General features: G+C 65.1%; 21 protein-coding genes and 2 pseudogenes. 3 read left to right on the top strand and 20 right to left on the bottom strand.

Annotated features, from left to right (window positions below; genetic code table 11):
- Positions 1-60 precede the first annotated feature (60 nt).
- From IEX61_RS07845 to IEX61_RS07830, 4 genes and pseudogenes are all read right to left on the bottom strand, one after another.
- Positions 61-2316, bottom strand: coding sequence for a transglutaminase domain-containing protein (locus IEX61_RS07845; RefSeq protein WP_188817448.1), 2256 nt, complete (start codon positions 2314-2316; stop codon positions 61-63).
- The gene (locus tag IEX61_RS07840) at positions 2294-3607 is read right to left on the bottom strand and encodes a DUF58 domain-containing protein (protein ID WP_188817445.1); all 1314 of its coding nucleotides are present in this window, start codon (positions 3605-3607) and stop codon (positions 2294-2296) included. Before IEX61_RS07840 ends, IEX61_RS07845 begins: the two co-directional genes overlap by 23 nt.
- A gap of 3 nt (positions 3608-3610) precedes the next feature.
- A pseudogene (locus IEX61_RS07835) lies at positions 3611-4598 on the bottom strand (AAA family ATPase).
- A 132-nt stretch (positions 4599-4730) separates the two neighbouring features.
- Positions 4731-6371: a PhoX family protein gene (locus tag IEX61_RS07830; protein ID WP_188817444.1), complete on the bottom strand. Its 1641-nt coding sequence runs from the start codon at positions 6369-6371 to the stop codon at positions 4731-4733.
- A 232-nt stretch (positions 6372-6603) separates the two neighbouring features.
- Between IEX61_RS07830 and IEX61_RS07825 the strand changes: the two genes are divergently transcribed.
- Together IEX61_RS07825 and IEX61_RS07820 are read left to right on the top strand one after the other, a co-directional pair.
- Entirely contained in the window at positions 6604-7059 is a 456-nt protein-coding gene (locus IEX61_RS07825) for an ArsI/CadI family heavy metal resistance metalloenzyme (protein ID WP_054669437.1), read from the top strand.
- A gap of 81 nt (positions 7060-7140) precedes the next feature.
- The gene (locus tag IEX61_RS07820; RefSeq protein WP_054669396.1) at positions 7141-7518 is read left to right on the top strand and encodes an ArsR/SmtB family transcription factor; all 378 of its coding nucleotides are present in this window, start codon (positions 7141-7143) and stop codon (positions 7516-7518) included.
- 113 nt (positions 7519-7631) lie between these two features.
- Here IEX61_RS07820 and arsC read toward each other — a convergent pair whose 3' ends face one another.
- The 4 genes from arsC to IEX61_RS07800 all read right to left on the bottom strand — a co-directional run bounded on the left by arsC (position 7632) and on the right by IEX61_RS07800 (position 10398).
- On the bottom strand, positions 7632-8066 hold the full coding sequence (gene arsC, locus IEX61_RS07815) for an arsenate reductase (thioredoxin) (protein WP_054669401.1): 435 nt from the start codon (positions 8064-8066) through the stop codon (positions 7632-7634).
- 45 nt (positions 8067-8111) lie between these two features.
- Positions 8112-9164 carry an ACR3 family arsenite efflux transporter gene (gene arsB, locus IEX61_RS07810; protein WP_308423726.1) on the bottom strand — a complete coding sequence of 351 codons (1053 nt, stop codon included), beginning with the start codon at positions 9162-9164 and terminating at the stop codon, positions 8112-8114.
- A gap of 51 nt (positions 9165-9215) precedes the next feature.
- Positions 9216-9539 (bottom strand): ArsR/SmtB family transcription factor, encoded by a 324-nt coding sequence (locus tag IEX61_RS07805; protein WP_054669405.1) that lies wholly within the window; start codon positions 9537-9539, stop codon positions 9216-9218.
- A 121-nt stretch (positions 9540-9660) separates the two neighbouring features.
- Entirely contained in the window at positions 9661-10398 is a 738-nt protein-coding gene (locus IEX61_RS07800; RefSeq protein ID WP_054669406.1) for a sulfite exporter TauE/SafE family protein, read from the bottom strand.
- Positions 10399-10673: 275 nt separating this feature from the next.
- Here IEX61_RS07800 and IEX61_RS07795 point away from each other — a divergent pair, with 275 nt between their 5' ends.
- Positions 10674-10880: a hypothetical protein gene (locus IEX61_RS07795; RefSeq protein WP_054669409.1), complete on the top strand. Its 207-nt coding sequence runs from the start codon at positions 10674-10676 to the stop codon at positions 10878-10880.
- On the opposite strand, the gene pstB is transcribed toward IEX61_RS07795, so the two are convergent.
- The 12 genes and pseudogenes from pstB to IEX61_RS07730 all read right to left on the bottom strand — a co-directional run.
- On the bottom strand, positions 10861-11613 hold the full coding sequence (gene pstB, locus IEX61_RS07790) for a phosphate ABC transporter ATP-binding protein PstB (protein ID WP_083462839.1): 753 nt from the start codon (positions 11611-11613) through the stop codon (positions 10861-10863). The two genes, IEX61_RS07795 and pstB, sit on opposite strands and share 20 nt — an antisense overlap.
- 13 nt (positions 11614-11626) lie before the next feature.
- Positions 11627-12487 (bottom strand): phosphate ABC transporter permease PstA, encoded by an 861-nt coding sequence (gene pstA, locus IEX61_RS07785; protein ID WP_229725776.1) that lies wholly within the window; start codon positions 12485-12487, stop codon positions 11627-11629.
- A gap of 10 nt (positions 12488-12497) precedes the next feature.
- Entirely contained in the window at positions 12498-13490 is a 993-nt protein-coding gene (pstC, locus tag IEX61_RS07780) for a phosphate ABC transporter permease subunit PstC (RefSeq protein ID WP_373277049.1), read from the bottom strand.
- 167 nt (positions 13491-13657) lie between these two features.
- Positions 13658-14650: a PstS family phosphate ABC transporter substrate-binding protein gene (locus IEX61_RS07775; protein ID WP_218185343.1), complete on the bottom strand. Its 993-nt coding sequence runs from the start codon at positions 14648-14650 to the stop codon at positions 13658-13660.
- A gap of 245 nt (positions 14651-14895) precedes the next feature.
- Positions 14896-15693 (bottom strand): annotated as a pseudogene (locus tag IEX61_RS12485) (EAL domain-containing protein).
- 210 nt (positions 15694-15903) lie between these two features.
- Positions 15904-17520 (bottom strand): chaperonin GroEL, encoded by a 1617-nt coding sequence (groL, locus tag IEX61_RS07760; RefSeq protein ID WP_054669420.1) that lies wholly within the window; start codon positions 17518-17520, stop codon positions 15904-15906.
- 46 nt (positions 17521-17566) lie between these two features.
- Complete coding sequence (gene groES / locus IEX61_RS07755) at positions 17567-17848, bottom strand: co-chaperone GroES (protein WP_054669423.1); 282 nt, start codon at positions 17846-17848, stop codon at positions 17567-17569.
- A 169-nt stretch (positions 17849-18017) separates the two neighbouring features.
- On the bottom strand, positions 18018-18797 hold the full coding sequence (gene tatC / locus IEX61_RS07750) for a twin-arginine translocase subunit TatC (protein WP_229725775.1): 780 nt from the start codon (positions 18795-18797) through the stop codon (positions 18018-18020).
- Positions 18798-18878: 81 nt separating this feature from the next.
- Complete coding sequence (locus tag IEX61_RS07745; protein ID WP_054669427.1) at positions 18879-19073, bottom strand: twin-arginine translocase TatA/TatE family subunit; 195 nt, start codon at positions 19071-19073, stop codon at positions 18879-18881.
- A 37-nt stretch (positions 19074-19110) separates the two neighbouring features.
- A complete protein-coding gene (locus tag IEX61_RS07740; protein ID WP_054669430.1) occupies positions 19111-19614 on the bottom strand; it encodes a MogA/MoaB family molybdenum cofactor biosynthesis protein in 504 nt (167 codons plus the stop codon).
- A gap of 120 nt (positions 19615-19734) precedes the next feature.
- Complete coding sequence (locus tag IEX61_RS07735) at positions 19735-20370, bottom strand: 5-formyltetrahydrofolate cyclo-ligase (protein WP_188817438.1); 636 nt, start codon at positions 20368-20370, stop codon at positions 19735-19737.
- 58 nt (positions 20371-20428) lie between these two features.
- Positions 20429-22370 (bottom strand): hypothetical protein (locus tag IEX61_RS07730; protein WP_188817436.1); only part of this gene is annotated, 1942 nt, incomplete at its 5' end.

Raw genomic sequence — 22370 nt, 5'->3', positions numbered from 1 at the left:
GAACGTCGCTGGAAGGCCCGTCAAAAGGGAAGGGGGGAACGCCGTCCGGTTCCCGTCGCCTCATCCCCGCGGCCACCGCTCGATCAGGCGGGTCCAGAGGGACTCCAATTCCGCCCGCTCCTGCGCATCCGGCACCGCGCCGCCGTAGCGCACCCGCTCGTACGCCGCCGCCCACGCCCGCAGCGGGGGAAAGGGCGCTCCCCTGCGGCGCTCAACGGCTTCGACAAATCCGCGCACCGTAAGGCCCTCGGCGGCGCCGGTGCGCCGCATCCAGCAGGCAAAGAGCCACTCGAACCGCAGGCGCAATCCTTCGGCCGGCGGCCGCCTGCGCGCCCGATGCGCCACCCACCGCGCAGCCAGGCGGAAGCGCAGGCGCGGCGAAAGGGCGAGGGCAAACGCGCCGCAAGCTGCGGCCGTCAGCACCAGCGCGGCCAATCCGGCCCCCGTGCGCATGCCGGTCGTTCCCCATCCCGGCCACCCGATCCCCCATTCGGCAAGCCCGCGCTTGTCGGGTTGCCCCGAATGGGCCCCTTCATCCGGGGTGGCGTCCTCAAGGGCCGGACGGGGCGGAGACGCCATCGGATCCCTCGCGGTCGAGGACGGGCGCTGGAGCTCATCCGCCGGTTCGCGAAACGCCACCGGGTTGAGAAAGGCCGGCGTCGGCTCAAAGGGCACCCAGCCGACCCCCTCGAAGTACACCTCTGCCCAGGAATGGGCGTGGCGATTGCGCACGACCACTTCGCTTTCCCCGTCCTCGCGCTGTTCGCGCGGCGGCGCAAAGCCCTTCACCCAGCGCGCCGGGATGCCCGCGGCGCGCGCCAGCACCACCAGCGCCGTCGAGAAGTGGTCGCAATAGCCGCGGCGGATTTCAAACAGAAAATGGTCGACAAAATCCTGTCCCGGTCCCGGAACGGGCACGTCGTCCGTCTCGTACCGGTACGTTCCGGAACGCAGATGGCGCACGATGGCCATCACCTTGTCGTACGGGTTGGCATACGGCGCCGTCAGCTCCCGCGCCTTTTCCCGCACCCGCTGGGGCAGCGACGCCGGAAGCTGCAGGTACGGCACCATCCCCTCCGTCCGCAGCGGTGCGCGGCGCAGCGCGGCCACCTCCACCTCGCCGAGGACCGCCGTCGCCGTGTAGCCGGCAATCCTGTCCCCGTCTTTGGCCACGCGGAGGTCCGCGAGGGTTCCGCCGTAAAAGACGAGGCGGCGAACGGCCGGCGGCGCGTCGTCGGCAAAGCGCACCGCTTGCGCCACCACGCGGGCGCGACCCGTCCATTGCAGCAGCGGAGCGGGCAGCACCGGTTCGTCCGTCGACACGACGGACTGCCACGCGTCTTCCTGGCGGGACTCCCATCCACGCCCGGTGTACACCTCCTTGGCCTCTCCGCGCCAGTAGTGGCGCCCCGACGTGCGGGCGGTGAACACGACGGTGTCATCCAGAAGAAGCGGGCCGCCCAACACGCGGTCATCGGCGGCGTACCCGATTCGCTGCACCGCCTTCGGACGAAGGCCCGGTACATGGGCCAGCGGATCGGGCCAGGCGGGAGGAAAGACGGGCCCCAGGGCCGCCACGGTCACGCAGCCGACCAGGACGGTGATGGCCCCACGCCACCACCGCCACGCGCCGCCCGTGGCGAGCACGCGCAAACCACCGGCTTCCTGCAAGCGCATCCGCGTCGCGGCGGCTAAGAGCAGCAGGCCGACCGCCACCGCGCGGATCACGGCCCACCGCCCCGCAAAGGGGGTGAAGGTGTCGAGGGCGGCCAGATACGCCACGGTGCCCACGACGACCCCGAGGGGGCGACGGCGCACCACCGCCTCGCGGTAAGCCAGTCCGCTCACCGCCCACAAGAACAGGCAGAAGCCCGCCGTCCGTGTCATCGGATCGAGGAACAGCCAGGCCCCCGCCGCGACCTTCGGGGCGTCGGCCAGCATGCGCGCGGCCCATTCGCCCATCCACCCGAGCGGCCAGGGCGCGTAGCCAAAAAAGAGGGGAAACGCCGTGAGCGTCACCCCAAGGTGGAGAAGGAGCGCGATGCGCCCGCGCCCCACGGCGCGCACGGCCGTCCACGCGGCAAGCAGCGCCACAAACAACGGCGCGCCGCCCGTGTCGCTGATCTCCGGAAGGGGCAGAATCCACTCCACCATGAGCGCCAGGAGCCCAGCCGCCAACGCCGCATCCGTCCAGCGGCCAAACCGGCGTGGGGCAGCGCGTTGGGGTGAAGGCTCCGCGACGCGCAGACGCCCCCGTGCGGCATGGGCCGCTCCTTCAGCCATCTGCACGCGATCAAGGGGATTGGCCGCCCGCATTCACGCCACCTCCAACCGGCAGGCGCACAAGGCCCCGTTCTGTCGTGCGATACACGGGGATGCCGGCCGCCGCCAACGCGGCAAGGGCCGCCGGTCGCCGTTCCCCTGCTGCGGCCGTTCCCGAGCCGGGCACGCCATCGGCCGCCGCGCCCGCGTCAAGACCCGCCGGCGGCACCCAGCACACCACCACGTCCTCGCCGCGCGCGGCAAGCCTGCGCAACAGGGAGAGGTCCTCCCCATCGAGGCGCGGCGTGATCACCACCCAATGGGCCGCGCCCACCCGCTGCGGGACATCGCGCAGGGTGTGGGCAAAAACGCTGCTCTCGTCCGGCGCCACCGTGAGGAGGTGGTCCAAAAGCCGCCGGTGCGCGGCGGCCTCCTGCGGCCCCAAGGCCCACACGCATGCCGGATTCCCGGACACAAAGGTGACCTTCCGGCGCGCCGCCAGCGCCCCGACGACCATACTTGCCGCCGCACTGACCGCCGCTTCAAAGCGCGCCTCGTCGTTTAGACGGTAGTCGTGGGCCGCGCGATTGAACACGACCACAACCTCCTCGTGATCCGGGGACAAGGCGAACCGTTTGGTCAGGAGCTGGCCGCGGTGGGCCGACAGTTTCCAGTGCAGGCGCACCGGCGGGTCCCCCGGCTGATAGGGCCGCACGCCGGCCACCTCCACGGCTTCGGACCGCAACCGTCGCCCCGATCGGCGATGCCCGCGCAGCGGGCCGGCACAAAACAGCGAAGCGGCGGACGTCCACACCCGCGGGTACACCCGCACCACTCCCGGCAGCGGCACGACGCGCTGCACCCGCACGAGGCCAAACCAGTCGCCGGTGCGCAGGGTAACGGCCGAAAGATGCACCTCTCCCCGCGGCGCCGGATCCACGGCCAGCGGGATCCGCAGGCGGCGGCGAAAACCGGGCAGCAGGAAGGCGGAGGGATTCCCCCAGCGTCGCCAAGCCGGCGGCCAGTCGTCTTCCACCAACAAATACGGCAGCGGCAACCACCCGCGCTCCACCTCGAGCACCACCTCAAGCCGTTCCCCCGCCGTTCCCGTCAGCTCCGCACGCGCGCGCCGTACGCGGACAAAGGCAATCCCCACGAGGGCGAGGGCCGTCCCGTAGGCGGCAAGGAGCATCGCCGTATAACAAAGGAACCAGCTCACCGCGCTCCCTTGAAAGCGGGAAAAGGCGTAGGCTGCCGCCGCCAGCAACCACGCCCGCCAACACGCCGTGAGGATCGGGCCTATCTGCCGCGCCGCGCGAGAGATGCCTTGCACACGCGCGTTCACGGGTCATACCCCCCTCTTTGGCGCGGGCAACACGGGAACGCGCACGCGGCGCAAAACGTCCTCCACCACCGCTTCGGGCGTCCACCCCTCCAGCTGGGCGTCGGGCCGCAGCACCAAGCGGTGGGCCAGCGTGGGAACGGCCAACGCCTGCACATCATCGGGGACGACATAGGCGCGGCCGCGCAAAAAGGCCCGGGCTTGCGCGGCGCGAAACAGCGCCAGCGACCCGCGCGGACTGGCCCCCAGCCCAGCGGCCGGGTGCTGTCGCGTCTCGTGCACGAGGGCCACGATGTACGCCTTCACCGCCTCGTCCACCCGAACATGGCGCACCTCGTCTTGCAGCGCGCGCACCCCATCCGGGTCCAGCACCGGCTCCACGTCGGCCACGGGGTGGGCCAGCTGCAGCCGCGTGAGCATGGCCACCTCTTCGTCAGGCGTCGGATAGCCCAGCCGCAACGTGAGCAGAAAGCGGTCCCGTTGCGCCTCGGGAAGGGGATAGGTCCCCTCGAACTCGACGGGGTTTTGCGTGGCGAGGACGACAAAGGGCCGCGGCAAGTCGTGGGTCACCCCGTCCACCGTCACGCTGCCTTCCTCCATCGCTTCCAACAGGGCTGCCTGCGTCCGGGGCGAGGTGCGGTTGATCTCGTCGGCGAGCACGATGTTGGCCATGACCGGCCCGGGGCGGAAGGAAAAGCGGCCCTCCCGCGGGTCGTACACGGACACGCCGGTCACGTCAGAGGGCAGCAGGTCCGGCGTAAACTGAATGCGGGCAAAGGAACAGCCCAACGCCTTCGCCAGGGCGCGGACCAACACCGTCTTTCCCACGCCGGGCACGTCTTCCACGAGCACGTGCCCCCCCGCCGAGCACGGCGACGAGCACGGTTTCCACCGCCGCGCGCTTGCCAATCACCACCCGCTCCACCTGCGCGATGACGTGCGCCAGACGAGGATGAGGCGCTTCGGGAAAGGCTCCTTTCGCATGTTGGGGCATGGTTGCATCCTCCTCGCTCGATGGATCGGCATGCCTGCGACAGTTTTGCTAAAAAAATAAGACGATCCGCAACGCCCAAAGGTTGCGGATCGCCGGCCATTGGCCCGCCCGTTTTTCGTCCGCGGCGGCAGGCTAACCCCGCGTCACCGCGATCACCGCCGAGCGGCCAAAGCCGTGCCGCGGATGGGGATTCCACGTGTCCGGATGCTGGATGCCCAAAAACAGCGTCTTCTCGTCCGGCGTGAAACACGGTCCCGTCGTCTCGCACCCGTCGGGACCGGAGAGGAACTGCAGCGCTTCCCCGCAATGCCGGCCGTCGGTCGGAACCAAGAAGAAGCCGCAGTTGCCGAAGGGAGCGTACGCGCCCGTCTCGCTGGGGTCGTAGTCAACGGCCACCCACAGGTTCCCCGCCGAGTCGAAGCAGAGGTTGTCCGGGCAGGACAGGCCGCTCTGCGGACCGCCGACGGCAAACACCTCAAAGGTGAACGTGTCGCTGCCGTGGTCCCCTCCTTCGGGAATGAAGCGTAGAATCTGGCCGTAGAAGTTGCCGTGCTTCGGGTTGTTCGTCAGCGCCAGGTACACCGTGCCGTCGAGGGGGTGGATCTCCACGTCTTCCGGCCGGTCGAGGGGCGTGCCGCCCACCGCGCGCGCCGCCTCCCGCGTGTACGTCAGCACGTCGGCCTGACTCTTGAAGAAGGGCTTGCCGTCCTTTTGGTACGTGCGCAGCTTCTCGTTCGTCTCGTAATCCAGCGGAATCCACCGGCCATTTCGTAGATCGGCCACGTAGAGCGTCCCGCTCTCCAGCATGTCGAAGTTGGCTTCGCGGCGATGCGGGTTGTATTTCTTGGCGCTGACGAACTTGTAGAAGCATTCGTCGGCCTTGTCGTCCCCCATGTACACGACGACGCGCCCGTCCCTGGTCAGGGTCATCGCCGCATTCTCGTGGGCAAAGCGGCCGAGCGCCGTGTGCTTGCGGATGGGGGCGTCGGGGTTGAAGGGGTCGATCTCCACCACCCACCCGTAATGCTCGTCAACGAAATCGGGCCATCCGTAGACCCTTCCGTACTCCGTGTTCTCCTCGCACGACAGCACCGTGTTCCACAGCGTCCGCCCGCCGCCGCAGTTGCCCAGCGTCCCCTCGACGACGGTGGCCCCCTTCACCGCCGCCGACCCGCGCGCCGGGCCGGTCAACTGCATCGGCGTCGTCGCGTCGATGCGGCGGTTGTACCGCTCATCTTGCACCATCCTCCACGTGCCGTTCTCGTTCCGCACGCGGATGACGGAACCGCCGACGGCCTGCTTCTGCAGCCGAAGCAATTCCGGGTACTGGGCCAGCCTGTCCTTGGAAAAGGTGTCGGGGTCGATTCCGAGCAGTTTCAGATAATGGCCCGGCACGGGAAACTCGTGGTTCACCCACAACAGGCCGTCCTCCGCGTTGGTGCCGCCAGAAAGGGCGTCGATGGGAAAGTAGACGGTAAGGTCGGCGCTGTCGCCAAACCTCTCCCCTTTGGCGTTGATCGTGTCGCCGAAGGAGGCCAGAATCGTGTAGGTAAAGCCTTTCGGGACGATCACGTCATTTTCCCGCAATGGCGGCAGGGAACGGAAACGGGCGAAGGGCGACGGGCCGCGCCCCCTCCGGCGCGACGGCCGCGCCGCCTTCTCCACCGCCGCGGCCGCCTGCGCCACCGGATGGAGGCTGGCCATCGAGCCGAGCATGGCCGCCGCGCCCACGCCGAGGTACGTCAAAAACTGCCGGCGACTGATCGGTTCCACCGCGGCTCACCTCTCCCGTTGGTCTGTTTCCGTCACCTCCACCCTATCACCGGCGTGTAAACGTGGCGCAAACGCCCGGTTAAGCGTACGCAAAGATTTGGATAAACCATTTCCCCCGTTGGCATCTACGGGCAACGAACCCATGCATAGGGGTTTTTTGCTTGACACCATCATTTCGAATCAATTATTTTTGATGGAAACCAATCAATTTTTCTTGATCGGAGGGGAAACGATGAGCCGCAAAACCCACGTGGCAATCCATGTGCGGAACCTGGACGCGTCGCTTGACTTCTATCGCCGCCTCTTCGGTGTCGAGCCCGTCAAGGTGCGGCCAGGATACGCCAAGTTTGACCTGAACGACCCACCGCTCAACTTCACGCTGAACGAAGGCGGGGACGTCCGCGGTGGCATCAACCACTTCGGCATCCAGGTCCGGTCGACGGAGGAAGTGCTGGAGGCCAAGGCCCGCCTTACCAAAGCAGGACTCAAGGTTCGAGAGGAAATGGACACGGTGTGCTGCTATGCGCGCCAGGACAAAATCTGGGTCACCAGCCCGGACGGCCACGAATGGGAAGTGTTTGTGGTGAAGGGTGACGCCGACGTAGCGCGATCGAGTCGGCCCGCATCTGCCTGCTGCGCGGCGGAGAGCGAGGCGGGAGCGAAGGACGCCTCCTCATCCTGCTGCTAACGCCTTGCTTTCAAGCACGTATCCGTCCGATCATCGATCAGCCTCAGACGGAGTTGACGTGACGCTTCAGGCAAGGATGGGATGATGGACGTGACCCTTTCGATCGACGAGCTGTCCAAAGTCGCCCATGCGCTCAGCGATCCCTTGCGCGTTCGCATTCTCGACCTGGTGGCGAGGGGGCGGACGGCAATCGACGCGCCGTCCCCCGTCTCCTGCTGCCCGGATGCGGTGTGCGTGTGCGAGATCCAAGAGGCGCTCGATCTGGCGCAGTCCAAGGTTTCGTACCATCTGCGCGAACTGCGGGAAGCGGGGCTCGTTCACGAACAGCGCATCGGCAAGTGGAACTTTTACGCGTTGAACGCGCCGGCGCTGAAGGCGTTTTTGGAAGCCCTGGAGCAGCGGTACCTGGCGCCAGGCGAAAACACGAAATGGAATGGCGAAAAAGGGGAACGAGCATGAACGGCAGCTGCTGGTTGAGGAATGAAAGCAAGCACGCGACCGCATGTAAAAAGCCCTTGGCATCGCCGTATTGGCAAGCCAAGGGCTTTTCTTGCCTACAACCGGTTTGGGCATCACGCGCTCCCCTTCTCCTCGAGTTCCTCGGCGAAGCGTTTGATGCGCGCTTCGATTTCGTCGCGCACGCGCCGGAAGACCGCCAGGCGTTCTTCCTCGGTCCCCGTCGCTTTGGCCGGATCGTCAAACCCCCAGTGCTCGCGCTTGACGTGCGGGGGCGTTGCCGGACAGCGGTCGTTGGCGTCGCCGCACAGCGTGATGACGTAATCGGCCTTGGCCAACAGCTCCGGATTGATCACGTCGGACGTCTGGCCGGAAATGTCGATCCCTTTTTCCGCCATGACCTTCACCGCCAGGGGATTGAGGCCGTGCGCTTCAATCCCTGCGCTGTAGACCGCAAACCGATCGCCAAGGTACGTTTTCGCAAACCCCTCCGCCATTTGGCTGCGGCAGGAGTTGCCCGTGCACAGGAAATACAGGATTTTCTTTGGCATGATCACGCCCCCTTTTGTCCATCCTCGCCTCTTCGAAACCGCACGTCAGCTCCCTCTCATGGCAGCGCCCAGAAAATATTTTCGTCGCAGCCAGAAGGCCACGTTGACCAACCCAATGAGAACCGGCACTTCCACAAGCGGGCCAATTACGGCCGCAAAGGCGGCGCCGGAGTCGATGCCAAAGACGCCGATGGCCACGGCGATGGCCAATTCAAAGTTGTTGCTGGCGGCCGTAAACGAGATCGACACCGTTTGGGAATAGTCGGCCCCCACCTTTTTGCCCATGAAGAACGAGACGAGGAACATGACCACAAAGTAAAGGACCAGAGGAACCGCAATGCGGAGGACGTCCAGCGGGAGCTGCAGCACCAGCTCGCCTTTCAGCGAGAACATGACCACGATCGTGAACAACAAGGCGATCAGGGTGAGCGGGCTGATCACGGGAACAAAACGGGTCTCGAACCACTCACGGCCCTTCCACCGGATCAACACCACGCGCGTGATCATTCCCGCAACAAAGGGAATGCCGAGATAGATCAGCACGCTTTGGGCAATCTCGCCCATGGTGATCGCCACCACTGCGCCTTCCAGCCCAAGCCACGCAGGCAAAACGGTGACGAAAAGATAGGCGTAAACGGAATAAAAGAGAACCTGGAACACGGAATTGAACGCCACCAGCCCCGCCGCATATTCACGGTTTCCGTCAGCCAGATCATTCCATACAATCACCATGGCGATGCATCGGGCCAGGCCGATCAGGATGAGCCCGACCATGTATTCCGGTTGGTCCCGCAAAAAGAGGATCGCCAGGACAAACATCAACACGGGGCCGATGACCCAGTTTTGGAGAAGCGACAACCCCAACACGCGAACGTTGCGAAACACCTCGCCCAACGCCTCATAGCGCACCTTGGCCAAGGGCGGGTACATCATCAAGATCAGGCCAACGGCGATGGGAATGGAGGTGGTTCCTACTTGAAAACGCGTGAGAAGGTTGACCACATCCGGAAAACGATACCCCAAGCCGATGCCGGCGATCATGGCCAAGAAAATCCACAGCGTCAAGTAGCGATCCAAAAACGCCAGCCTTCTCGCCACTCCGTTCACACAACCCCTCCCTTTCGTTTCGTTCGCGCGCCAACCGGACCGTCACTCGCATACGACCTTTCGCCCGCGCTGTTTGAATCGCTCCACCTCTTCCCGCAGATCCGGAAGCATCCGCACAACGTCCTCAAAAAACGGGTACATCGAGCCGTCCAGCGAATAGAACACCCATTGGCCGCTGCGCCGCTCCTTGACCAGTTTCGCCTGTTTCAACCGCCTCAGGTGTTGGGACACGGCCGACTGCGTCATCCCCAACATCTCCACCAGTTCGCAAACGCACCGTTCTTCCACCTTTAACAAGGCCAGAATGCGCAATCGCGTCTTGTCGCCAAGGGCTTTGAAGCAGTCCGCCAGCGCGTCCCATTCCATCGTTCGTTTTCACCCCCATCGTTAATTAAGCATATGCTGATATGCTTGTCAATTAACGCGGCCCATTCCCACCCGTTGCCCCGCCTTCAAGCAAGGGTGGGTGAGGGCCCAGGATCCTTTGTCAGGCCACGAGCATCTTCCCTCCAGCGATGACCAGCACCACCGCCAAGAGCCGGCGCATCCGGGCGTGACCAAAGCGCCGGCTGCCCCAGCGGGACCCCAGCGCGCCACCCGCCACCGCCGCGAGGACAAACCACACCCCTTCCGGCGGGATGGCCATGACGCCGGAGGTGTGGCCCAACAGACCGGCAGCGGAATTCACCAGGATAAACGCCGCCGAAACGCCCGCCGTCGTCTTGGGGTCGGCCCATCCGGCAAACAGCAGCAGCGGGGACAGGAAAATGCCGCCCCCCACCCCAATGAGCCCGGAGAGGAAACCGATGCCCGCCCCGGCAAGCAGCGCGAGCAAAAGCGGCGGTTTTCGCACCACCTTTTCGGCCATCGTCGGCCGCCGCCATAGGCGGTACGCCGCGTACAGCAGAACGAGGCCCACCAGCACCTTGTACGCCGACGGGGGCACGTCCAGGAGACCGCCAAGATAGGCCATCGGGATGGAACCGGCGGCAAAGGGCCAAAATGTCGACCACGAGAAGGCCTTTGCCCGCCCGAACTGCAGGGCCGCCAACGAGGCCACCAGCAGGTTCAAGATGAGCGCCGTCGGCTTCATCACCGCCGGCGCCACGCCCAAGAGCCCCATGGCCGCGAGATAGCCGGACGCCCCGCCGTGTCCCACGGAGGAGTAAAGGGCGGCGGCGACGAAAATCAGCGTCGCCAGCACGAGGAGGTCAACCGGTTCCATGGCTCGCCCACCCCTTTGGCTCCCAATCTTGCGGAGAGACGCCATACCGTTCGTCGCTTCCCCTCGTCATTTTACCGCTCCCGTCCGCACCGCGCAGCAACAACGTGCTGACGTTTGACCACCGCCACTTCATGACCCGAATGGTACGAGATCACGGGAAAGGAGCGCATCTCCATGATGGTTTGGCACAGACTGGATCACCTAAGAACACGCGCCAAATCGCTCAAAACGCTCCTCCACGTTCTGGCCCTCGCCGCCCGCGACCCGCGCGTGCCTTGGTACTTCCGCTGGGCATCGCGCTGGCCATCAAGCTGATTCCCCGGCCGATCTGGGAAGAGCTTCGCCAGCAGGCCGAAAAAAAGCGCGCGGCGAACGTGCCGCGCAATTGGCTCGCCGGCGGCGCCATCCTTCTGCTGTGGACGCTGGTCGCCGCGTGGCTCGTTGCAATGGTCGACCCACACATCAGCCAAATCGCCCGCTGATGTAATCCTCTGTCCGCTTGTCGCGCGGGTTGTGGAACAGCTCGGCGGTGTCCCCGTACTCCACCAGTTCGCCCTGCAGGAAGAAGGCCGTCCGGTCGGAGACGCGGGCCGCCTGCTGCATGTTGTGGGTGACGATGACGATGGTGTAGTCCTTCTTCAACTCCTGGATGAGCTCCTCGATCTTCGCCGTCGAGATGGGGTCGAGGGCCGACGTAGGCTCGTCCATAAGCAGGATGTCGGGCTCCACCGCCAAGGCCCGGGCAATGCACAGGCGCTGCTGCTGCCCGCCGGACAGGCTGAGGGCCGGCTTCTTCAGGACGTCCTTCACCTCGTCCCACAGGGCCGCCTGGCGCAGGCTGCGCTCGACAATCTCGTCCAGTTCCCGCTTGTCGGTGACGCCGTGGATGCGCGGGCCGAAGGCAACGTTGTCGTAGATGCTCTTGGGGAAGGGGTTGGGCTGCTGGAACACCATCCCCACCCGCTTGCGCAACAGCTCCACGTCGACGTCGTCGGCATAGATGTCGTCGCCGCCGATGCGCACCGTCCCCTCGATGCGCACGCCCTTGATCATGTCGTTCATTCGGTTCAGCGTGCGCAAAAACGTCGATTTGCCGCACCCCGACGGACCGATCAGCGCGGTGATGCTGCGGGCTTCGATGTCCATGGAGATCCCTTTCAACGCGTGGTGCTCGCCGTAGTACAAGTTCAAGTCCCGCACCTCGATGAGGGCCACGACCGCCACCTCCTCAGTACCGTTTCTGGAACGTGTTGCGGAGCAAGACTGCCGTCAGGTTCATCGACAGCAGCACGATGAGCAGGACGATTATGCCCGCCGCGGCCAGGTGATGGAACGCTTCCTGGGGCCGCGACACCCAGTTGAAGATCTGGATCGGGAGCACCGTGAAGGCATCCAGTGGCGACGTGGGGACGAAGGCGATGAACGTGAGGGCCCCGATCATGATCAGCGGCGCCGTCTCCCCGATGGCGCGGGACATCGCGAGAATCGTCCCCGTCAGGATGCTGGGCAGCGCCGCCGGCAACACGACGCGGCGAATGGTCTGCCAGCGCGTCGCCCCGAGGGCATACGACGCGTGACGCAAGGAGTTCGGCACGGCGCGAATCGCCTCCTGGGCCGCGACAACGATGATCGGGAGCACCAACAGCGCCATCGTCAGCGCCCCGGCCAGCACCGAGCGGCCAAGGCCGATGCCGCGCACGAACAGCGTCAGGCCGAGAATGCCGAACACGATCGACGGCACGCCGGCCAGGTTGTGGATGTTCGTCTGGATGATCCGCGTCAGGCGCCCCGGTTTGGCGTACTCCTCCAGGTAGATGGCCGTGGCCACACCGAGCACAAAGGCAATGGGGGCCGTCAGCGCCATCAGCCACAGCGATCCAAACAGGGCCGACTTGATGCCGGCCTTCTCCGGAATGCGCGACGGGAAGTTGGTAAGGAATTCCCACGACAGCCACGGAAGGCCGTCGCGCAGAATGGCGCCGATCAGCACGACCAGCACGGCAATGCCCAGCATCGTGGCCAAAAAGAACACGCCCGCCGCCACGCGGTTGGCCCATTTCCGCACCACGAGCCGCTTTTCCGCATCCATTCGTCCCATCTCAATACGCCTCCCGGAACCGGCGCGCGATCCACCGCGCCAGGAGGTTCATCAGCAGCGTCACGACGAACAGCGTCATCCCCACGACGTAGATCGAATAGTACTCGATCGTCCCGTGCGGCGTGTCCCCCAAGCTGACCTGGACGATGTACGCCGTCATCGTCTGGATGCTCTCCAACGGGTTCAGCGTCAGCTTGGGCGTCGCCCCGGCGGCGATGGTCACGATCATCGTCTCGCCGATGGCCCGCGACAGAGCGAGCACAAAGGAGGCGATGATCCCGGACAGCGCCGCGGGCACGACCACCTTCAGTGCCACCTCCAGCCGCGTGGCCCCGAGGGCGTAGGCCCCCTCGCGCATGGCGCGGGGAACGGAAACCATTGCGTCCTCGCTCAGCGACGCCACCATCGGGAGGATCATGATGCCGACGACGAGGCTGGCGCTCAGCGCGTTAAAAATGCCCGTTTCGGGCAGGACGGCGCGAATGAGCGGGGTGACGAAGGTGAGGGCGAAGTACCCGTACACCACGGTGGGAATCCCCGCCAGCACCTCGAGGATCGGCTTGATCACGCGCCGCACGCGGTCCGACGCGTATTCGCTCAGAAAGATGGCCGTGGCCAGACCAATGGGCAGCGCCACCGCGCCGGCAATAATCGTGACCATAAACGTGCCGGCCAAAAGAGGCCAAATGCCGAAATGCTGCGGTTGAAACAGCGGGGTCCACTTTGTGTCAAACAGGAACGCGCTCAGCGGCACGCGCTGGAAAAAGGCCACCGTTTCGACGAGCAACGTCACCACGATGCCCATCGTGGTGAAAATGGACACCAAGGCGCATGCCAGCAAGATCTTGGGAATCACCCGCTCGCTGAGGGGCAAGCGCTTTTTTCGCCGCACAAAGGATGAGCCGGTGGATTTCGCCGCTTCTTCCACTTCGGCCGAACGCTCCACGTTCCCCATCTTCTCCTGCACATTGGGGGAAAGCAGGGTACTCGGCATCGCCAAACGCTCCTTTCCTGTGCGTTCCAACCTGCCGAAAACACGGGAAAAGGTGGCAACCCACAGCGCAACGCATCCTGCGCTGCGGGCGCCACGCTCCGAGAAACCGCGAAGGAAGACGGATGTTGAATGCGGTCAGGAATTCGAAAGGGTTGCGTCTTTGCCGGTTACTTCGCCAGCGCTTCCTCAAACTTCTTCAGGTTCTCTTCATGCACGTTTTGCGGAATGGCGATGTACCCGACCTGAGGCGCGAGCTTCTGCGCGTTTTCGAGGTAGAACTTGACGAACGCTTGCAGCTCCTTGCGCTGCTTCAGCATGTCGGCGTTGACGTAGATGAACAGCGGGCGAGACAGCGGTTTGTACGTGCCCTTGTTGATCGTCTCCTCGCTCGGCATCACCGGGCCGTTGCCGCCGTCAATCGGCACCGCCTTCAGCTTGTCCTTGTTCTCCACGTAGTAGGCATACCCGAAGTACCCCAGCGCGTACTTGTCGCCGGCAACACCCTGCACAAGCACGTTGTCGTCTTCGCTCGCCGTGTAGTCGGAACGGCTCGCCTTCGCTTTGCCGACAATCTCTTCGGTGAAGTAATCGAAGGTGCCGGAGTCGGTGCCCGGGCCGTACAGTTTGATTTCCTCATTCGGCCAGTTCGGGCGAATGTCGCTCCACTTCTTCACCTTGCTGTTCGGTTCCCAGATCTTCTTCAGCTCTTCGACCGTCAGGTGGTCGACCCAGTCATTCTGCGGGTTGACCACAACGGCGATGCCGTCGATGGCAATGGCGAAGTCGACGTACTGAATGTTGTTTTGCTGCGCTTTTTGCTTCTCCTCGTCTTTGATCGGGCGGGAGGCGTTTTGCACCTGCGTTTCGCCGGCAGTAAACTTCTTAAAGCCGCCCCCGGTACCCGACACGCCCACCGTCACCTGCACGCCGGGATGCTGAGCCATGAACTCTTCGGCGACAGCCTCGGTGATGGGAAATACCGTGCTGGACCCGTCAATGGCGATCGTGCCGGACAGCTGCTCCGTCGCCTGCCCACCGGCCGCCTGCCCTGGGTTGTCCGCCTTTCCGTTCGTCCCCTGGGCCTGGCCGCAGCCGACCACGATGGCCATCACCAGCGTCAGTACCGCGACGAGATGGAAGAGCCGCTTCACACGTTTCACAAAGGTCCCTCCTACAGTAGTGCGGTCATTTCGTCCTTTCCAACGTCGATTCTATCGGAGGCATATTAAACGCGTTTAAGCGCTTTGTTAAGTTTGCGTTAACCCAGAAACCGGGCGCATCCGGGAGTGGAAATTCTCCGGACAATCCACGAAAATGGAAATCACACGAAGGCAAGATGAACGTTCGCAGAAAGGAACCGATTATGCGTTGCGTTATCCGGATACGGTCCAGAGCCTGGTGCTGATCAATCCGAGCGTGAGCGGGTATCGGTGGTCAGACGAATTTCGCGTGCAGGAAGCGGAACTCCAGACAGGCGGATCATCTCCCGCGCCTTGGCGAAACCGCCATGGAGCCCTTTGTCAGGCCGGCCCAAGAAAAAGCCTTGTCCGCAGACAACCCCCAGACCCATCACCGTCTCCAGTTCCGCTTTCCGCTCGATTCCTTCGGCGATCACCTTGCAGTTCATCCCTCGGGCGAACGTGACAATGGCGGCCAAGGCGGCCTGTTTCGACCGGTTTCCGTCCACGTGGGAAACTAGGGAACGATCCACCTTGAGAAAATCCGGGGCCACTTCTCGCACCGCTTACAAGTCGGCATGGCCGGCCCCGAAGTCGTCAAGGGCGATCAAAAAGCCTTGCGAACGGTAACGGTCCAAAACCTGTCGACACTTCCGGTAATCGATCGCCCCGTGTTCGGTAATCTCCAACACCACGTCATACGGCGCAAGCCCCCACTGGCGCAGCCATTCGGCTGTATCCCCCTTGACAAAGGGAGGATCCGCGAAAGACCTGGGGGTGACATTGAGAAAGAGCTTGCACCCCGGCGGAAGGGATCGTCCCTGGCGCAACGCCTCTTCCCGGCAGATCCGTTCCAGCACATCTAGCGCATCGACCTCGGCAGCAAACGAAAACAGCGCCAAGGGCGAGGCGAAGGGCGTTTCGTCCGTTCCGCGCGTCAGTGCTTCCCATCCGATCATGTCCCCCGTGGTCAGCGAAACAATGGGTTGATACACGACGGCAACCCGATCGCGCGGCTCGTCCACACGGTCTTCCGCCGTCCCCAGCGCGGGGGAGATGGCCGCCCGCCGCCTCGGTTCCCCACGTCTTCCACGTGTTTGGTTATACCGCAGGAACGTAAAGCCGGCGTAAAGCGATCGTGAAGCCTGGATAAAGATGGGAAGAGGCGATGCAAAAAGCCCCTGCGCAAACGCGCAGGGGCTTTCGCTGCGGTATCGAGAGGAAATTGCCCGGGATCAGAAATCCATGCCGCTCGGCGGGGTCGGGTTGTTCTTCTCCTCTTCGGGCAGGTCGGCCACCACCGCTTCCGTGGTAAGGAACATTGCCGCCACCGACGCCGCGTTTTGCAGCGCGGAACGGGTCACCTTGGCCGGATCGATGATCCCCGCCTCGATCAGGTTGACATATTCGCCCGTCGCGGCGTTGAGGCCGACACCCGGAGTCTCCTTCTTCACGCGCTCGACGACAACCGAGCCTTCGAAACCGGCGTTGGTCGCAATCTGGCGCAGCGGTTCCTCCAAGGCCCGCTTGACGATGGCCACGCCGGTGGCCTCGTCGGGGTCGCTGACCTCGATCTTCTCCACAGCCGGGATACAATTGACCAGGGCTGTGCCGCCGCCGGCGACGATCCCCTCTTCCACCGCCGCGCGCGTGGCGTTGAGGGCGTCCTCGATGCGCAGCTTTTTCTCCTTCATCTCCGTCTCCGTGTATGCGCCGACCTTGATCACGGCGACGCCGCCGGCGAGCTTGGCCAGGCGCTCCTGCAGCTTCTCCTTGTCAAACTCGGACGTGGTGTTCTCCAGCTCCTGGCGAATCTGCTTGATGCGCGCCTCGATTTGCGCCTTGTCGCCTTTGCCGTCGACGATGGTCGTGTCGTCCTTCTTGACGACCACCTTCCCGGCACGGCCGAGCTGATCGAGGCGCGTGTTCTTGAGGTCGAAACCGAGCTCCTCGGAGATCACCTGCCCGCCCGTCAGGATGGCGATGTCCTGCAGCATGGCCTTGCGGCGGTCACCGAAGCCCGGCGCCTTGACGGCGACGGCCGTGAACGTGCCACGCAGCTTGTTGACGACGAGGGTGGCCAGGGCTTCCCCTTCCACGTCTTCGGCGATGATGAGCAGCGGCCGCCCCGTCTGCACCACCTTCTCCAACACCGGCAGGAGGTCGTGGACGGCGGAGATCTTCTTGTCGGTGATCAGGATGTACGGCTCTTCGAGAACGGCCTCCATCTTGTCGGGATCGGTGATCATGTACGGGGAGATGTACCCGCGGTCGAACTGCAGGCCTTCCACCGTCTCGAGCTCGGTGGCAAAGCCCTTGGACTCCTCAACGGTGATGACGCCGTCGCGGCCCACCTTTTCCATCGCTTCGGCGATCAGCTGGCCGATCTCGTCGTCGCCCGAGGAGATGGCCGCCACCTGGGCAATGGCCGCCTTGCTCTCCACCGGCTTGGCCTGATTGCGGATCGCATCGACAGCCGCCTTGACCGCTTTCTCAATGCCCCGGCGGATGGCCATCGGGTTGGCGCCCGAGGCGACGTTCTTCAGCCCCTCGCGGATCATTGCCTGGGCCAGCACCGTCGCCGTCGTCGTCCCGTCGCCGGCCACGTCGTTGGTCTTCGTGGCCACTTCCTTCACCAGCTGGGCGCCCATGTTTTCAAAATGGTCTTCCAGCTCGATCTCCTTGGCGATGGTCACGCCGTCGTTCGTGATCAGCGGCGAGCCGAACTTTTTCTCCAGCACGACGTTGCGGCCTTTTGGCCCGAGGGTCACCTTCACCGCGTTGGCCAGAATGTCGACCCCGCGGAGCATCGCCCGACGCGCCTCTTCGTTAAACTTAATATCCTTCGCCACCGTCCGTCCCCTCCTTAGCCTCAAGGTCGTTGCCTACGGCCGGCCGTCACGCGATCACGGCCAGAATGTCGCTTTCCCGCAGGATCAGGAGTTCCTTGTCGCCATACTTCACTTCCGTACCGGCGTACTTGGCGAAGAGCACGCGGTCCCCTTCCTTCACTTCCAGGGGAATGCGCTTGCCCTCCTCCCACCGGCCCGGACCGACGGCGATCACCTTCCCTTCCTGCGGCTTCTCCTTCGCCGTGTCCGGCAGCACAATCCCGGAAGCCGTCTTCTCCTCCCGTTCGATCGGCTCCACCACAACCCGATCGGCAAGCGGCTTGATCACGGCAAATCCTCCTCCTCGAAAGGCGTCGAATCTTGTTAGCACTCCGATGAGACGAGTGCTAACGCACCCACCTTTTATGATACCGCTTCGGATGGAATTTTCAACCCTCAGGTGGAAGGGACTCCTCCGATTGGCAACCGGGCAACCCGGCCCGGCCTTCCGGCGTCCCTCACCCGGGGGCGCGGTCCGGCTCCCCTTCCGCCGCCCGTTCCTCCTCCCGCCACCGGGCCTCCCGTTCGGCGTCCTCGCGCTGCTGCTTGCGCCACACGACGCGGGACGACCACACGGCGATCTCGTACAGCAGGACGAGGGGGGCATACACGAGGACCGCGCTCACGATGTCCGGCGGGGTGATCACCGCCGCCACCACGACCAGGATGAGATAGGCCAGGCGGCGGAACTTGCGCAGCACAACCGGGTTGAGGATCCGGAGCCGGGTGAGAAACATCGACAGCACGGGCAATTCGAACAGGATGGCCACAGGAAGGACCACATTGAACAGGAAGCCAAAGTATTGCGCCAAGCCGTAGGCCGGAGTGGCGCCCATGTTCTCCGCTACCGCTTTCAAAAAGCGCACGATGAGCGGAAAGAGAACGAAATAGGCAAAGAGCGCCCCCAGGAGAAACAGGCCGACGGCCAGCGGAATGTACAAGAGGGCCGCGCGCCGCTCTTCGGGGTACAGGCCGGGCGCCACAAAGCGCCACAGCTGATACAGCGCCACCGGCAGGGTGAGGAGCGTGGCGATGAGAAAGGCGAATTGCATGTAGACGCGCAGGGCGTCGGTCAGGTTGAAGACAAACCACGGGATCTCCTTGGCCACGTCATGGGTTTTCAGCGTCTCGACCACCGGCTGGGCGACAAAAAAGCCCAAAACCAGGGCGGCCAGAAAAAAAAGGAGGACGCGGATGACGCGTCGGCGAAGCTCCTGGATATGGTCGAGGTAGCTCATTTCCGGGTCCCGCACAGCGGTTTTCGCCCCCTCGACAGGCTCCGTTGCTCCGTCATGCGTCCGGTGGGCACGCGCATGGCGTTACTTGGACGCTCTGGGCGCTTCGCCCGCATTGCCGCCCTCGTCGTCGTCCACTAAGCCCTTGGTGGCGTTCTTAAACTCGCGCAGCGTGCGCCCAAAGGCGCGCCCCAGTTCCGGCAACTTGCTCGGTCCAAACAGGAGCAGGGCAATGAGCAGGATCAGCAGAATTTCCCCAAAGCCGATGTTGGAAAACACGGCCCGTCACCTCCTCCATGGTGGGCAAGGCCCTCGGTTATTCGACAGGCTGGCCCGCATACTCGGCCTCTTTGCCCTGCAAGATGGCCAGCGCATGCGGAATCTGGTCGACGATGGCCGCGAAGCATTCCCGCACGCCGCTGGGGCTTCCCGGGAAGTTGATGACCAAGGCGTTGCCCCGCGTCCCGGCGACGGCGCGCGTGAGCATGGCCCGCCGCGAATGGGCCATGCACGCGCGGCGCATTTCTTCGGCAAAGCCCGGGATCTCCCGGTCGATCACCGCCAGCGTCGCCTCGGGCGTCACGTCGCGGGGCGACAGGCCGGTGCCGCCGGTGGTGAGGAGCAGGTCGACGTGCTCCCGGTCAATCAGCTCGATCATGTGCTCCTTGAGCGTTTCGATGTCGTCGGGCAGGATGCGGTAAACCACCACGTCGCACTTGAGATGCTCGCGCACCAGCTCGTGCAGCACCCGGGCACTTTCGTCTTCCCGCTCGCCACGGGCGGCGGTGTCGCTGGCCGTGATGATGCCGACCTTCCACATCACAGGTCCCCTCCTTCGGCGACCGATAACTCCCCATTCTCCACCCCCATTGTACACCAACGCCAGCGCCTAAAGCCGAGGAGAATTTTCCCCGTTTGGTGGCGATTTTTTGACGGCGCGTTACCCGATCGCGCCGGCCCGGCTTTGGACCGCGAAGGTGCTCGCCGGCAGGCGGAAGGCGCCGTCTTCGGTGACCAACCAATGCATCGGGGCATCGTGCGGTTCCAGCGGCAACGCGTCCACCACCTGGCACGAGAAGGCCACCGCCACGCGCACCGCTCCATCGGCCGGGCCGGTCAGAAAGCGGTCGTAGTATCCCGCGCCGTACCCCATCCGCCCCCCACGGCCGTCAAAGGCCACGCCCGGGACGATGACGGCGTCGATCGGGCCCGTCCACGGCGCGCAGCGCGCGGGATCGGGCTCGCGGATGCCATAGGTGCCGGGCACAAGGACATCCCAACCGTCGACCCGATAGGGCCGAATGCGCCGCTCCGCCTTCTCGACGCGCGGAAGCAGCACCTTCTTGTTCGCGCGCCAGGCCCAGGCTACGAGGGCGTCGACGTTCACCTCGCTGCCAAAGGCGGCATACAGCATCACCGTCTCCGCGTCGCGCCACACATCGAGCGCCGCAACGGCCGCGCAAATCCGCCGCGACGCCGCGGCGCGCGCCGCCTCGGGGAGGCCATCGCGCACCGCCAGGATCCGCGCGCGGAGCCGGCGTTTGGCTTGGCGCCTGTGTTCACGGGCATTGTCCATCGGTTTTCCCCCTGATGGGCCCTGGCCCACGGGCCCGGCGGTTTCCGGGTCCATTGTATCACAGGGATGTGGAGGGAGTGTAAAGATGGCGGCCGGCCGCCGCCGCTTGTGCCGCGGAAAGATGGAGGCACAAGAGGGGAACCGCGAGAAACAGGCTGCTCGTCGCCGCCGCCACAATCCCGCTGTCGTTTACGAGGAGGGCGAGGAACGTGCCCAACGCCCCGCCGCTGAGGCCGCGCAAAAATCTCCCGACGGGTGAAGCGTCCTGGCGCGCCTCGGAATGAAGGAGATCGCCGATCAGCACGAGGAGCGACGTCACAAACACCTTGCCCCAGATCGAGACCCGCAGCAGGCGAAGGTTCATGTCCCACTTGCGCCGGGCGATGTCCACAAGCGGACCCCAGTCGCCAGCAAGCAGGCGACGAACGGCGCGGCCGATGTGCGACAGCTGCGCCTCGGGCATCGCCGCGTGGCCATACAGAACGGCCGCCCCTACACCCACGGAAAGCGTTCCGACCACAAGCAGCGCGCGCGGCGTGATCGGCCGGTCCGAAAGCCGCCACACCGTCAGCACAAAGGCGGGCAGCATGGCCGTCACGGCATCGAAATTGGCCCCGCCGCCGGGGGCCGCCGTGTAGAGAAACGCCGCCGCCAAACCGACGAGCACAAGCCCGCGCGCCCATCTCCTTCGGTCCCCGACCGTCACCCATAGGGCCGATGCGGCAAGCACGCTGGCACCCAGAAGGACGCCGGAGTACTCGTTGCCCAAGCCGTAAAACCGCGCCCCGATAATCGGATCATGGCTGAGGAGGGCATAGCGGGCCAGGGGCCCGCCGGCCAGGCCATCGGCCAGGATCATGAGGACGTTGCCCGCCGCCACCACACCCAACGCGGCTAAGGGGCGCAGCCGGCACAGGATCGCCCCTGCCCCTCCGGCTGCGGCGATGGCGGCGCAGGCGTAGGCCAGCCAGGGCCACGCCACCGCCCAGGGGGCCAGCACCAAGAGCACGCCGGGCAACGCCAGCACGGCGAACAGGGCCCCCTGGAGCACAGCCGACCACCGCGGGAGGGACGCCGGAGAAACGACCCTTCGCCCGCGCCACATGAACCACAAGGCGACGAGCAGCACGCCGATGATCGCCAGGGCAAGCGGCGGCACCACGTTTTGGCGCAGCCGGTAAACGGCCACCCGCTTGTCCACATCGTCAAACACCGCATCCGCCTGTCCGGGGCGCACCGCAATCGGCGCGCCGCTCATCGCGGCCGGAGCGGAAAGGCCAAAGTGGGCAAGGACGGTCGGGGCCACGTCGGTGCCCGTCACCCATCCCCCCTGGCGCGTCGACGTGCTGGTGGCCACGCCGGGCTCGCCGCCGGGCCTGTACACGAGGAGCGGCATCACCCGCGCCCCTTCCGCTTCCGCCTCGCGGTGGACGGACGGGGAGAAGACGAGCAGGAGATCCTCCGGCCCCACTCGCGCGGCGATGCCCTGCACGAGGCGGTCCAGTGCCTCCAGCGTGGCCGCGCGTTCCGCCGCCCACCGAACCGGGGCCATCTGCGGCTTCTCTGCGGCCAGGCGAGCCCAATCGCCGAATTCCACCGCGACGACGCCGGACGGCCCGCGCAAAAAGGACGCCACCGCATCCCGCATGGCGGCCACATCGGTGCGCCATCCGCCGGGGGCTGTTGGATCCAGGTGCATGACGGGCGGGCCGAACTGCCCCTCCGGCACGCGCCCGTCCTGGTCCATGAGCAGGAGCGGCGCCAAGCGGCGGGGGGCCTCATCCCTATCGGCGTGCCCCGCCACCATCCGCCGCAGCCCGGCCCGCTTGAGCGTCTCGCCGAGCAAACCCGGCACCGCGCCAAAGGCCGCCTCGGCGTTGGCCGCAGCCAGGTGGAACGCGGCGGGCACCGCCACGCCGGAGGGCGGGGCGGTGCCGGATGCGCGGGCGTAGTGCTGGCCCACGGTGAGCGCGCCGCGCCACTCGCCCACGTCACCGCCG

The sequence above is a fragment of the Calditerricola satsumensis genome (assembly GCF_014646935.1).
GTDB lineage: Bacteria > Bacillota > Bacilli > Calditerricolales > Calditerricolaceae > Calditerricola > Calditerricola satsumensis.
The sequence above is the reverse complement of the archived record's forward strand: the minus strand, read 5'-3'. Positions and strand labels throughout refer to the sequence as shown.